The organism is Microbacterium sp. TNHR37B, assembly GCF_001620065.1.
GTDB lineage: Bacteria > Actinomycetota > Actinomycetes > Actinomycetales > Microbacteriaceae > Microbacterium.
On the sequence record NZ_LQGV01000003.1, the window covers coordinates 333,293 to 346,135 of the forward strand.

Annotated in this window: 10 protein-coding genes; 3 read left to right on the forward strand and 7 right to left on the reverse strand. The window is 69.6% G+C overall.

Annotated features, from left to right (window positions below):
* Positions 1-7: 7 nt before the first annotated feature.
* A complete protein-coding gene (gene purN, locus AVP41_RS09845; RefSeq protein ID WP_067163850.1) occupies positions 8-613 on the reverse strand; it encodes a phosphoribosylglycinamide formyltransferase in 606 nt (201 codons plus the stop codon).
* 4 nt (positions 614-617) lie between these two features.
* Positions 618-2,015: a cell division protein PerM gene (locus tag AVP41_RS09850; protein WP_197464310.1), complete on the reverse strand. Its 1,398-nt coding sequence runs from the start codon at positions 2,013-2,015 to the stop codon at positions 618-620.
* A gap of 79 nt (positions 2,016-2,094) precedes the next feature.
* Between AVP41_RS09850 and AVP41_RS09855 the strand changes: the two genes are divergently transcribed.
* Positions 2,095-3,549 carry an NCS2 family permease gene (locus AVP41_RS09855; RefSeq protein WP_067163853.1) on the forward strand — a complete coding sequence of 485 codons (1,455 nt, stop codon included), beginning with the start codon at positions 2,095-2,097 and terminating at the stop codon, positions 3,547-3,549.
* An 18-nt stretch (positions 3,550-3,567) separates the two neighbouring features.
* Here the strand turns inward: AVP41_RS09855 and AVP41_RS09860 are convergent, their stop codons facing one another.
* The 4 genes from AVP41_RS09860 to AVP41_RS09875 are packed head-to-tail and all read right to left on the reverse strand — an operon-like array spanning position 3,568 to position 7,637.
* Positions 3,568-4,542: a glycoside hydrolase family 43 protein gene (locus tag AVP41_RS09860; RefSeq protein WP_067163855.1), complete on the reverse strand. Its 975-nt coding sequence runs from the start codon at positions 4,540-4,542 to the stop codon at positions 3,568-3,570.
* Positions 4,539-5,372, reverse strand: coding sequence for a carbohydrate ABC transporter permease (locus AVP41_RS09865; RefSeq protein WP_067163857.1), 834 nt, complete (start codon positions 5,370-5,372; stop codon positions 4,539-4,541). The genes AVP41_RS09860 and AVP41_RS09865 overlap by 4 nt, the downstream gene beginning before the upstream one ends.
* Positions 5,369-6,346 (reverse strand): carbohydrate ABC transporter permease, encoded by a 978-nt coding sequence (locus tag AVP41_RS09870; RefSeq protein WP_067163860.1) that lies wholly within the window; start codon positions 6,344-6,346, stop codon positions 5,369-5,371. Before AVP41_RS09870 ends, AVP41_RS09865 begins: the two co-directional genes overlap by 4 nt.
* Positions 6,336-7,637, reverse strand: a complete 1,302-nt coding sequence (locus AVP41_RS09875; RefSeq protein WP_067163863.1) for an ABC transporter substrate-binding protein — start codon at positions 7,635-7,637, stop codon at positions 6,336-6,338. The genes AVP41_RS09870 and AVP41_RS09875 overlap by 11 nt, the downstream gene beginning before the upstream one ends.
* A 170-nt stretch (positions 7,638-7,807) precedes the next feature.
* Between AVP41_RS09875 and AVP41_RS09880 the strand changes: the two genes are divergently transcribed.
* A complete protein-coding gene (locus AVP41_RS09880) occupies positions 7,808-8,815 on the forward strand; it encodes a LacI family DNA-binding transcriptional regulator (RefSeq protein ID WP_082829153.1) in 1,008 nt (335 codons plus the stop codon).
* Between the two features lie 49 nt (positions 8,816-8,864).
* On the opposite strand, the gene AVP41_RS09885 is transcribed toward AVP41_RS09880, so the two are convergent.
* Positions 8,865-10,883: a family 43 glycosylhydrolase gene (locus tag AVP41_RS09885; protein WP_067163865.1), complete on the reverse strand. Its 2,019-nt coding sequence runs from the start codon at positions 10,881-10,883 to the stop codon at positions 8,865-8,867.
* Between the two features lie 128 nt (positions 10,884-11,011).
* On the opposite strand from AVP41_RS09885, the gene AVP41_RS09890 reads away from it, so the two are divergent.
* On the forward strand, positions 11,012-12,826 hold the full coding sequence (locus AVP41_RS09890) for a glycoside hydrolase family 2 protein (RefSeq protein WP_067163868.1): 1,815 nt from the start codon (positions 11,012-11,014) through the stop codon (positions 12,824-12,826).
* The last annotated feature ends 17 nt before the right edge of the window (positions 12,827-12,843 follow it).

The window sequence follows — 12,843 nt, forward strand, 5'->3', positions numbered from 1 at the left end:
TGAGCGTTCAGCGGGAGGAAGCGGTGGGGGCGGCCGCGCTCAGGTCGAGATCGCCCTGAGCGATCCGACGCACGACGTCGATGAGGAGGCGACGTTCGACGGGCTTGATGCGGTCGTGGAGCGTGTGCTCGGTGTCCCCGGGCAGCACTGCCACGCGCTCCTGCGCGAGGATCGGCCCGGTGTCGACGCCGCCGTCGACGACGATGACGCTCGCGCCGGTCTGGTCCACACCCGCGGCCAGCGCGTCGCGGACGCCGTGTGCCCCGGGGAACTCCGGCAGGTAGGCGGGGTGCGTGTTGATGATGCGCGGCGCCCAGGCATCGACGAACGGGGCGGGAAGAAGCCGCATGAGACCGCTCAGCACGAGGAGGTCGGGCTGCCACACCGACAGCTGCGCGTGGAGCTCCGCCCCCCATTCCTCGCGGGACTCGAAGTCGTGGAAGGGCACCAGGAGCGTCGGGATGCCGAAGGCCTCGGCGTGGGCGAACCCATCGGCCTGACGGTCGGCGCCCACCACGATCACGCGCGCGGGAAAGTCGGCCTCATGCGTCGCCTCGAGGAGGGCGCGCAGGTTGGAGCCGGCGCCCGAGATCAGGACGGCGAGGGTCAGCACCCGCTCAGTCTACCGGCGGGGCCGGGCGCTGCTCGGTCCCCCGGAAGAGGTCCAGGTCCAGGCCGAGGTCCTCGGTGTCCTGATCGCCGGCGTCCTGGTCGCCGTCGACCTGGTGCCCAGTGCGCCATCCCGTGGTGGCCGGCGCGGCATCCCGCGTCGCGTGGCCCTCGGCCTCCCCCGTGACACGCGCCACCGGGTCGTCCTGCCTCCGGGGCGCCCAGAGGACGGCACCGGCACCGACGGCCACTTCGAGGCCGACCGCGAGGGCGAACGCGCCGGTCGACGGACCCACCTGCTGCAGGCGCTCCGGTCCGATACCGCCCGAGGCCACCACGGCGAGCAGGGCCGCCGAGGCCGCCGCCGCGACGGCGATGACCCCCCACACCACGAGCCGCGCGCGCCAGGAGTCATCGGCGCCCGCACGGCGCAGGCGCGCCCGTCCCACGGCTCCGGCGAGAGCACCGACGGCGACCACGGCGAGGGCCAGGAGCAGCAGCCACGGGGAGGGCTGCTCGGGGATCGCGCCGAGCACGGGGATGCCGGGCACCACGCCGAGTGCCGTCCCGCCCGGGGAGACGGCAGTACCGACCCCCACCGCGAACCCAGGGCCGGCGGCATAGGCCGCGCCCCACACGATCATGGCGGGGAGGTAGAGGAGCTGACCGGCGGCGACCACGATCGCGCCGACGAGGTCGACGTGGGCCGCCTCGAACAGGGCGAGGATCCGTCCGGCACCCACCGCGACGGCGACGGCCAGAACAGCCGCCCCCACCCCGACGAGACCCATCGCTCCGGCCGCGGCACCCCGCGCCGAGGCGGCGACGACGGTCGGGTCGAGGTCGAGTCGCTCTCGCACCCGGTCGAGGAGCCCGGCGTCGCCGTCGTGCCAGGCGCGGCACGCCGCGGCACCCAAAGCCGGGAGACCGTAGACAGCTGCAGGGAAGAACACCGCAGCCGCGAGATCGGTGGAGACCACCGCGTCCACCGCCGATCTCGTCGTCGACAGCGCCGCGAGGAGCGCCAGCAGTGCCGCGACCGCCGTACCGCTCACCGCGCCCACGGCCCACGCTCCGGCGCGCGCCGCGCGCAGTCCCGACCGCGCGGCGAAGAGGGCTGTGAACACCGCGAACGCGAGCGGCGCAAGCGACAGCACGAACGTCGTGCCGTCGGCCGGGATCCCGACGTCGGTGGCGTACTGCGCGTCGATGTGCACGTCGAGAGGCACGAGGTGTCCCGCCTGCCAGATCCGCACTGCGGCGGGCCACAGCGCCCCCCAGTCCGCGTCACCTGGCAGCCCGAAGGACCACAGCAGGGTCAGCGGCGCGAGGGATGCGGCCAGGCCGACCGCGACCGCGACGAGGGCGTCGAGGGCGGAGAGGAGGGCGACGAGGAGGCGATTCATGCGGCTTCGACCCTACCGAGCGCTCGTGTGCGTTCCCGGGGGGCGCGCGGGCGCGATACCGTCATTGCCAGGAGGATCCATGACCAACCGCGCCGCCACGGCATCGACGACCGAACCCACCCCCCGGGGAGCCCTCGACCGCTATTTCGGGATCACCCGCCGCGGATCCACCGTCGGCGCCGAGATCCGAGGGGGCCTCGTGACGTTCGTCACGATGGCCTACATCGTGATCCTCAACCCGATCATCCTGAGCGGCAAGCCCGACGTCGCCGGCCACGCCCTCGAGTTCGACCAGGTCGGCGCGGTCACCGCCCTGACCGCCGGGGTCATGACGATCCTCTTCGGCCTCGTCACCCGACTGCCGTTCGCCTTCGCCGCCGGGCTCGGCATCAACGCCTTCGTCGCGTTCAGCGTCGTCGGCGAGGTCACCTGGCCCGAGGCGATGGCGCTGGTCGTCATCAACGGTCTGATCATCGTCCTGCTCGCGGCGACCGGTCTGCGCAAGATGATCTTCGACGCCGTGCCCGTTCAGCTCAAGCTCGCCATCACGGTGGCCATCGGCCTCTTCATCGCCTTCATCGGATTCGTCAACTCCGGATTCGTGACGGCGACCCTCTCCGCCTCGCCGCCCGTGGGCCTGGGCGTCGCCGGGTCGGTCGCGACGATCCCCACGCTCCTGTTCGTCATCACGCTCCTCGTCACCGGGGTGCTCGTGGCCCGCAAGGTGAAGGGCGGCATGCTGATCGGCCTCGTCACCGGCACGATCCTGGCCGTGATCGCCGAGGCGATCTGGCACCTGGGACCGGCCACCGAGAAGGCCGGCGGCTGGGGCCTGACGATCCCGGCGCTCTCCGGTGCGCCGGTGAGCCTTCCCGACCTCGCGCTGGTCGGTGCCGTGAGCTTCGGATTCGACTTCTCCCGCGTGGGGCTCGTGACCCTCGTGATGCTCGTCTTCACCCTCGTTTTCTCGAACTTCTTCGACGCGATGGGCACGATGACCGGACTCGCCAAGGAGGCGGGACTGGCCGACGAGAAGGGCGACTTCCCGCGCATCAAGTCGGCGCTCGTCGTCGAGGGCGTCGGCGCCGTCGTCGGCGGTTCGACCTCGTCGTCGTCGGCGACGGTCTTCATCGAGTCCGGCTCGGGCATCGGCGAGGGGGCCCGGACGGGCCTGGCGAACGTGGTGACGGGACTCATGTTCCTCCTCGCGATGTTCTTCACCCCGCTCACCTCGATCGTGCCGACCGAGGTGGCCGCGGCCGCGTTGGTCATCGTCGGAGCGATGATGCTCGCCCAGATCGCCCACATCGATCTGACCGACTTCCGCGTGCTGCTGCCGGTCTTCCTCACCGCCACCGTCATGCCTCTGACCTACTCGATCGCCAACGGCATCGGAGCGGGATTCGTCAGCTGGGTACTGGTGCACGCCCTGTCGGGACGCGGCAAGACGATCAGCCCGCTCCTGTGGATCGTCGCCGGCGGGTTCGTGATCTTCTTCGCCCGCGGTCCGATCGAGACGCTGCTGGGCGCCTGAGGCTGAGGCCTGCGGGCGTCAGTCGCCGACACGCGGGACGCCGTCGTGCCAGACGATCGGAAGCGTGACGAGGCCGCGGTACATGTACAGCTCGTCCCACGAGTGGAAGACGAGCGTGTCGGCGCCATCGACACTCACCACATCTTGCCCGCCCGGACCGCGCAGGTCGCCGGCGCTGCGAAGGATCGGCTCGTCGAGCTTCTCGTACGGCCCCTCGATGCTCTCGGCCGTGGCCGCTCCCACGGCGTAGGAGTCGCCGCCGTAGTCGTTGGCGGAGTACAGCAGGACGTAGCGGTTGTCGCGGCGCACGAGGGTGGGGGCCTCCACGAGCGCGCCTTCCCAGTCGAGAGCCTGTCGGATCAGGCGGACCGGCTCGTCCGTCAGCGACAGGCCGTCCGACGACAGGCGCGCCATCTCGATCCACGTGTCCTCTGCGCAGCAGTTTCCATCGGTCTTCCAGAGCAGGTAGCGCGTGCCGTCGACATCGTCGAACGTCGAGGCATCGATCGCGCCGCCCTCCTCGACCGGACACACGAGCGGTTGGTCGGAAGCGGACACGAAGTCGTCGTCGATCGTGGCTGCGGTCGCGACTCCGATGCACTGCCTGCCGGAAGCGGTGTCCTGGGCCGTCATATACATGACATAGCCCGAACCGGGGGCCGGCGCGGCGACCACCTCGGGCGCCCAGGTGCGCCCGGGAGAGGCCCAGGCGGGCAGGCGCGGCAGCACATCGCGGTTCTCGATGGTCCACTGCGCGAGGTCCGTGGAGCGTGCGATCCGGAGGTTGAGGCCGTGTCCCCCGGTGGCGAACGCCGCGAAGCCGCCCTGATCGAGGGCGACGACATCGGGATCGGGGAAATCGGCGTCGATCGCGAACACCGTCGATGGGGCGGCAGCCGACGGCGTCGGACGCTCTGCTCCGCCGTCGGCGGCGCACCCGGCCAGCAGCAGGATGACCGCTGCAGATGCGACGGCCGCGCCCCCGCGGTTCATCCCTTGACCGCCGCTCCGGCGACGGAGTCGACGATCTGCCGTTGCGCGAACGCGAAGAGCACGAGCACGGGCACCGAGGCGATGACCGCTCCCGCCATGACGACCCCGAAGTGCGTTCGATATGCGCCCTGCAGCATGGCAAGACCCGGCTGGAGGGTCATGTTCTCGGGCGAGAGCAGGACGTACACGGGCCACAGGAAGTCGTTCCAGTTGCCGAGGAACGACAGTACGGCCAGTGTCGCGAGTGCCGGTTTGGCCAGCGGCAGGGCGACCTGGAGGAAGATCCGGAACTCCCCCGCACCGTCGATCCGCGCCGCCTCCTCGACCTCCACGGGGAGCCCCACGAAGAACTGCCGGAGGAAGAAGACGCCGAAGGCGCTGGCCGCCCCGGGCACCGTGATCGCCAGGATGCTGTCGAGCCAGCCGAAGTTCTCGACGATCAGGTAGTTGGGGATGAGGAAGACGACGGGCGGCACCAGTAGCGTCGCGATGATCAAGCCGAAGATGATGCGCTTCCCCGCGAAGTCGAGGCGGGCGAGCGCGTAGGCGGCCATCGAAGCGGTCGCGAGGATCAGGACCGTCTGCAGCGTCGCCGCGGCGAAGCTGTTCCACAGCCACAGGAAGATCGGCTGCTGCCCGCTGAGCAGGAGCTGTTGGTACGCCTCGAACGAGAACGGGTCCGGAAGCGCGTACGGGTTGCGCACGGCATCCGCGTCGGTCTTGAACGACGTCAGCAGCATCCACGCGAGCGGGAAGATGACCACGAGCGCCAGCGCGCCCAGGACGGCGTAGAGCACCGAACGCGATGCCACGCGGCGGGACGAGGTCATGAGACGACCCTCTCTGCGCGTTCACGCTGCAGCCGGAAGTTGATGACGCTCACGACGGCGAGGATGGCGAAGAGGATGTAGCTCATCGCAGCCGCGGGAGCCATGTTGTTCTGCGACAGGCCCTGGTCGGCGATGTACATGATCGCGGTTCGGGTGGCCGTCCCCGGTCCCCCGTTGGTGAGCAGGTAGGACTGGCCGAACATGTTCGCCGAGGCCAGCACCGTGGTCGTCGTGATGAAGAGCATGACAGGACGCAAGCCCGGGAGAGTGACGCTGAAGAACGCGCGGACCGGTCCGGCGCCGTCGAGCGCGGCCGCCTCGTAGAGGTCGCCGTTGATCCCCTTCAGCCCCGCCAAGAAGATGACGGTGTTCAGCCCCGCGGTCCACCACACCGTGACGCCGACGAGCGAGACCCACACCCACGGGGTGTCGACGACCCACGGGATGTCGTCGGGCAGGCCGAGCAGGCCCAGCAGGTGATTGAGGATCCCGGACTGCGTGTCGAAGATGTACATCCAGATCACGCCGACGATCGCGACGCCCAGGACGTAGGGAGCGAAGAACAGGGTGCGGAAGAAGGTCGCGCCGCCGAGCTTCTGATTCAGCAGTAGCGCGATCAGCAGCGGCAGCACCACCAGGAGCGGCACGCTGGCGACGACGAAGATGCCGGTGGCCCCCATCGACTCCCAGAAGTCTCCCGAGGTCGTGCTGCCCGGCGTGAACAGGTTGATGTAGTTCTTCAGCCCCACGAAGCTCTGCTCATCGCGGAACGGGCTCCAGTCGGTGAGGCTGATCCATGCGCCGAAGAACGCCGGGGCGATGACGAACGTGCCGAACAGAGCCAGGAACGGCGCAAGGAACACGTAGGCGATGAGGGTGCGGCGCGTCCGGCCCGACACGCCCCGGCCGCCCGGCCGGGCGCCGCGCGGGCGCTCGACCGGGACGGCCGTCGCGAGGCGGATGTCAGCCGCCATACTTGGCCTTGTTCTGCTCGATGATGGCGTCGGCCTTGGCCTTGGCGTCGTCGAGGGCGGCCTGCGGCGTCTTCTTGCCAGTCAGCGCCTCGTTGATCGCCGTCGTGATGAGGGCGTTCGCCTCGTTGATGCCGGGCGAGACCGTCTCGTAGCGGGCGTACTCGAGCTCCTCCATGAACGGCTCGAGGTTCGGGTAGGTCGACAGCAGCTCGGGATCCTCGCGGACCGTGTTGGCGGCGGGGAGCTCACCGGTCTCGGCCCAGCCGAGGGAGTTGTCGTTCATCCACTTCACGAAGGTCGCCGCCGCGGCGGTCTTGTCGGCGTCCTGGCCCTTGTTCGACGGGAACACCCAGTGGGTCGAGCTCGACCAGACGGCCTTCTCGGTGCCGATCTGGGGCACGGGCGCCGCGGCCCAGTCGAGGTCGCCGAACGCGGAGTTGGTGGTCTGCCAGACGCCGTTCCAGTTGAACGCGGTGTCGCCGGCCAGAAGCGCCTTGATGTTGCCGTCCTGCGCGACGTTGGCGGGGCTGTATCCCTTGTCGACGAGGTCGGTCATCCAGGTGAGCGCCTGCACGCCCGCCTCGGAGTTGAACGTGGCCTCGGAGACGTCCTCGTTGTAGAGCTCGCCGCCGAACTGCCACAGGAGGCTCTGGAACTCGAAGGTGCCGGTGAAGACGTATCCGTCGACCCATTCGCCCTTCACGCCCGCGTCTTTCAGAGCGTCGAGCGCGTCGAGATAGCCGTCCTTGTCAGTGGGAATCTCGGTGATGTCCGCCTTGGCGAGCACCTCCTTATTGACGAAGAGGCCGAGCGGCGTGACGCTCCACGGCACGGCGTACTGCGCGCCGTCGTAGTTGCCCTTGTCGAAGACCCCGGCGGGGAAGTCCTCCGCGCTGTAGCCGAGGTTGGAGACGATGTCGTCAGCGGGGATCAGGAGCTTCTGCGCCGCGTAGGTGGCCAGGTCGTCACCGTGGAGCACGGCGACGTCGGGGCCCTTGCCCGCCTTGATCGCCAACGGCATTTTCGCGTTGATGTCGGCCCACTCCTGCGGGACGTTCTTGACGACGATGTTGTCGTGCTCGGCGTTGAACTGGTCGATGAGCTTGGGCACGATCGTCGGCGCCGCGCCGCCGGTCCAGCCGTGCCAGAAGGTGATCTCCACCTTCGGACCGCTGTACTCCTCGCCGGACACCCCCTGATCGCTCGGGCCCGATCCGGCGCAGCCGGCGAACGCGAGGGCGACCGAGGCGGCAAGACCCGCCGCGAGTCCGCGCGCGATTGCCTTCTTCATGTGATTGCTCTCCTTTGAGTTGGTCCCCAGGTCGATCTGGGCGCTGTGGATCACGTGAGCCCGAATGTACAGCGCTAGAAAATTCGTGTCAAGGCCCCGACGCGCCGGAGTCGGACGCTGTACGAGGCAGGCGGTAGGGTGGGGGCGCCGGACCGACGGAGGAGCACAGAATGCGCGGACCCCGACTGCAGGACGTCGCCGAGCGGGCGGGCGTGTCGATGAAGACCGTCTCGAACGTCGTGCGCAACTACCCCCACGTGTCGCCACAGATGCGCGCACGCGTACAGCAGGCCATCGACGAGCTGGGCTATCGCCCCAACGTCGTCGCGAGGCGACTGGCCACGGGCCGTACGGGATTCATCGCGCTCGCCTTCGCCGATGTCGCCATCCCCTACTTCGCGGAGTTGTCGCGCGCGGCCTCCCGCGCCGCCGCGGGCTTCGAGTATCGCGTGCTACTGGAGGAGACCGACGCCACCCTCGAGGGCGAACGTGCACTCATGGCCAGCTCGGAGGCAGGCCTGATCGACGGGATGATCTTCCAGCCCAGCGCGATGTCGTCGGCCGAGATCGCCCGCCACCGCATCGACATCCCGATCGTCCTGCTGGGCGAGACGCCCGCACCGCTGACGATCGACCGCGTCATGATCGACAACATCGCAGCCGCGCGGGAGATCACCCGGCATCTGATCGCCAGCGGCCGGCGCCGCATCGGCTTCGTGGGACATGAGGCGTCGTCGCTCACCGAGACCTCGCGCCAGCGTCTGCTCGGCTACCAGGAGGCGCTGCAGGAAGCGGGACTCGCCGCCGACCCGTCGCGGCTGGTCGCTTCCGGCGCGGTCGCGGCGTCCGAGGCGGTGGATGCCGTCCGCGACGCGTTGGACGGTGGCCTCGATGTCGATGCCCTCGTCTGCCGCGACGACCTCGCCGCGATCGGCACACTGCGCGCTCTTCAGGAGCGCGGCATCCGCGTGCCCGACGACGTCGCCGTCACCGGCTGGGACGACACCCGCCTGAGCGCGGTGACCTTTCCGTCGCTGACCACCGTGAGCCCCGACATCGACACCATCGTCTCTCGGGCGCTCACGCTGCTCGACGAGCGCATCCGCGGCTACGACGGCGTGGGCCGGCACGAGATCGCCCCCCATCGCATCGTCGTCCGCGAGAGCGCCCCGGCCTGACGCACGCTTTTACAGCGCTGCATCAGACGGGGGCGTCAGCAGTCCCCTCTCAGCGGCTCACCGTGACCTCCACCGGGCGACTCACCGTGGCGCCTGCCGCGTTGCGGAACTCGACCTCATAGCGGTGCACCCCCGGTGCGGCACCCGCGACGGTCAGTCGCGCGCGCTGCGCCGACGGTGTCGCCGCGGTCAGCGTGCCCTCTCCGACGACGACCCCTCCCTCACGGAAGACGTATGACGTCGCGTTCGTTCCCCACCACAGGTCGGCGGTGAGCGTGAACGCGCCGTCGCGGTCGTGGTTGTCATGGCTGAGCACCGGACGCCCCGGCGCGGCATCGGTCACGGGCACCCGCAGCGCAGCGACGGCGGTGACCCCGCGGGAGTTCACGAGCTCGCCGGTGTAGACGTACTCGCCGTCGACGCGTCCCCGGATGTCGACGGTGGCCCGCTGTGCGGCGGGAGTGGCCGGATCGAGGCGCGTCGAGGAGAGCAGCACGCCGTTCTCGTAGAGGCGGAACACGCTCGCATTCTGCCCCCACCACAGGTCCATCGTGATCGTGTAGTCGCCGTCGCGGAGCCCGGTGTCCCACCCGTTGTCCGACGAGAGCACCCCCGCCGCCGGCCGCGCGACGGCCCCGTCATCCTGCGCACGCGCGTCGACCCGGATGAGGTCGAGCTCGGCGAACCCCTGCCCCTTCGACAGGCGCACGGTGTTCTCCCCCGCCCGCAGGTCGAGATCGAGACCGGTGAACAGCCAGTTGTCCCAGCCGTTGCTCGGAAGCGCCACGGGCTCGGCGGCGGCTCCGTTCACAGACACGAGATGCGTGCTCGGCGACCCGGTGCCGTTGGAGTACCGCACGTCCACGCCGTAGAGACCGTCCGAGGGCACCGTGACCGTGAACTCGACCCAGCTGTCGTCGAAGTCGATGTAGCCCACCTTCCGGTGCCCCGACGCTCCCGGCACCGACACATCGACCACGCGGGCCCGGTGCACCTCGGCATCCTCCGCCTCGTACGTGCGCTGGGGGACGCTGGTGTCGCCCGAGGGCAGGGCGACCGTCTCGTACGTGGCGACCGGAGTCCCGAACACGGGCGAGCCGCCGTCCCACGAGAAGCGCTGGGCCCGGATCGTCCGCCCGTCCCACCCCCGGTCCTTCACGGTGCTCGCGTGGTAAACAATCCAGTCCTCGGTGCCATCGGGCGAGGTCGTGAAGGAATGATGACCCGGCCCCCACGCCGTGTCACGCTTGGCGAACACGCACCCGTCCGACTTCTCCCACGATGCGGGGTCGAGCACGTCGCCGCCGCGCGAGGTCAGCGTGCCGAGACAGTAGTCCTCGGTCCAGCTGCCACTGGCCGAGTAGACGATCGTCGTCACCCCGTCTCGCTCCAGCACCTCCGGACCTTCCTGGATCGGCAGCGCCACCCGCTCCCACGACTCGGTGGGCGCGGACAGACGCACTCGTTCGCCGCTGATGGTGAGCGGGTCGCTCATGGGCGCGATGTAGAGGCTCTGGCCCTCGTCGACCGTGCCCTCCCATCCCGACCAGAGGAAGTACAGCGAGCCGTCGTGCTGCATGACCGTCGCGTCGATCGCCCACCGGTCGGTGGGAGCGGCGATCTTCACCGGATCCGACCACGCACCCTGGGGGTCGTCGGTGAGAGCACGGATGCCGTACATCCGGTGGTTCGCGTTCGCCCCGTCGTCGGCGGCGAAGTAGATGTGCCACTCGCCGTCGATCAGCAGGATCTCGGGCGCCCAGACGTTGCAGCACAGCGGCCCGTCGGCATCCGGCTGCCACACCCGCCTCACCTCGCCGTCCGACAGCGCGGCAAGACCGGAGGACTCGCGCACCCAGATTCCTTCGGCATCGGAGCTCACCGAGATGTAGCGGTCACCCTGACGCACGACCGACGGGTCCGCGCCCTTCAGGACCGGGTTGTAGAAGTCCGCCGGAGGCTCATCGGCGGCCACCGCGACAGCCGTGCCGGACGACGCCGCGCCGACGGCCAGGAGCAACGCCACGAGGGCCGCCGCGAGTCGAGATCGTGTGGGAGAACGGTGCATGGGTTCCTCTCGTGCCGCATCGTCGCGGGTCCGCCGAATCTACAGCGCAGCAAACCAAGCGTCAATGGTTTCTCCATGCCTGTTTTTTTCGGTTTACAGCGCTGCACTTTTGCGGCATGCTGGACGACATGATCGACGACGACCGTGACGCGACGGCGCCCCCGCGACCCTTCGACGGGACTCATCCTCGCCCTCAGCTGACCCGCCCGCAGTGGACCGACCTCTCCGGACCGTGGGGCTTCACGTTCGACGACGCCGACGAAGGGCTCGCCGCCGGCTGGCACTCTCCGCAGGTGGACACGACGCCCTTCGATCGCGAGATCCTCGTGCCGTTCCCGCCGGAGTCGCCCGCGTCGGGCATCGCCGACACCGCGCATCACCGCGTCAGCTGGTACTCGCGATCCTTCGACCCGAGCGACCTTCACGCCGCCGGGTTCGGCACCGGGCGCCGCCTGCACCTCCACTTCGGTGCCGTGGACTACCGCTGCCGCGTGTGGATCGACGGACAGCAGGTGGGAGACCACGAAGGCGGGCACACCCCGTTCGGCTTCGACATCACCGATGCCCTCGCCGACATCGAACGACACACGATCGTCGTCCGGGTCGAAGACGACCCCCACGACATCGGTCAGCCTCGTGGGAAGCAAGACTGGCGTGAGCAGCCGCACGTGATCTGGTACCACCGCACGAGCGGCATCTGGCAGCCGGTCTGGCTCGAGGCCACGCCCGCGGTGGCCACCACGGCGGTGCGGTGGAACCCCGACCCGCGGCGCGGGGTCGTGGCCGTCGACCTCGAGCTCTCCCGCGTCCCGGACGGCCCCACCGCGGCGCGGATCGACCTGTCTTTCGAAGGCCGCGCGCTCGGCAGCGTCGAGACCGACGTCCTCGACGACGAGGCGGCTTTGGTCATCCCCGTCGCCGACCTCCTCAACGGCCAGGCCTACGAAGAGCTCCTGTGGTCGCCCGAGCATCCGCGTCTGGTCGAGGCGACCATCACCGTGGGCGAGGATGCCGCGCAGTCCTACCTCGGCATCCGCACCGCGCACGTCGAGCGGAGGCGGTTCTTCCTCAACGATCGGCCGTACTACGTGCGCTCCGTACTCAACCAGGGTTACTGGCCGCAGACCCACCTGGCGGCTCCGTCCGCTGACGCACTGCGAGACGAGGTGCAGCTCATCAAGGACCTCGGCTTCAACGCCACGAGATTGCATCAGAAGTTCGAGGACCCGCGCTTCCTCTATTGGGCCGACCGCCTCGGGCTGCTCGTGTGGGGCGAGGCGCCGGCGAGCTTTACCTTCTCGCCGACCACGGTCGCCCGCACGATGCGTGAGTGGCTCGACATCGTTCGCCGCGACTACTCGCATCCCTCGATCGTCACCTGGGTGCCGCTGAACGAGAGCTGGGGGGTGCAGCACGTGGCGCATGACTCCCGGATGCGGGCCTTCGCGCGCTCCCTCGTGGCCGTGACGAAAGCGCTCGATCCGACGCGCCCCGTCGTGTCCAATGACGGCTGGGAGCAGGTCGACACCGACATCGTGGCCATCCACGACTACGACGCCGACCCCGCTCGCCTCGCCCCGCGATACGCGACCCACGAGGACATCGCACGGCTCGTGGAGGGCGTAGGGCCGGCGGGGCGCGTGCTGATCCTGGAGGGCGACGTGTCACAGGCCCCGGTCATGCTGACCGAGTTCGGTGGCATCTCCTTCGACGGCGAGGCGGAACCAGGCGCCTGGGGATACTCGGCGGCCACCTCGGCCGACGACTTCGACCAACGGCTGCAGGGACTCATGCGGGCCGTCCACGCCAGCCAGGCGCTCGCGGGATTCTGCTACACGCAGTTGACCGACACGCTGCAGGAGACGAACGGACTGGTACGCCCCGACCGCACCCCGAAGCTCCCGCTGGAGCGCCTGCGCGCGATCATGACGGGAACCGCCTGACGGCGAGCACCCCGGGT

Bases quoted from the DNA above. Each gene is read 5' to 3' on its own strand.
- AVP41_RS09850 (WP_197464310.1), bottom strand. From the start codon at position 2,015: ATGAATCGCCTCCTCGTCGCCCTCCTCTCCGCCCTCGACGCCCTCGTC.
- AVP41_RS09855 (WP_067163853.1), top strand. From the start codon at position 2,095: ATGACCAACCGCGCCGCCACGGCATCGACGACCGAACCCACCCCCCGG.
- AVP41_RS09860 (WP_067163855.1), bottom strand. From the start codon at position 4,542: ATGAACCGCGGGGGCGCGGCCGTCGCATCTGCAGCGGTCATCCTGCTG.
- AVP41_RS09865 (WP_067163857.1), bottom strand. From the start codon at position 5,372: ATGACCTCGTCCCGCCGCGTGGCATCGCGTTCGGTGCTCTACGCCGTC.
- AVP41_RS09870 (WP_067163860.1), bottom strand. From the start codon at position 6,346: ATGGCGGCTGACATCCGCCTCGCGACGGCCGTCCCGGTCGAGCGCCCG.
- AVP41_RS09875 (WP_067163863.1), bottom strand. From the start codon at position 7,637: ATGAAGAAGGCAATCGCGCGCGGACTCGCGGCGGGTCTTGCCGCCTCG.
- AVP41_RS09880 (WP_082829153.1), top strand. From the start codon at position 7,808: ATGCGCGGACCCCGACTGCAGGACGTCGCCGAGCGGGCGGGCGTGTCG.
- AVP41_RS09885 (WP_067163865.1), bottom strand. From the start codon at position 10,883: ATGCACCGTTCTCCCACACGATCTCGACTCGCGGCGGCCCTCGTGGCG.
- AVP41_RS09890 (WP_067163868.1), top strand. From the start codon at position 11,012: ATGATCGACGACGACCGTGACGCGACGGCGCCCCCGCGACCCTTCGAC.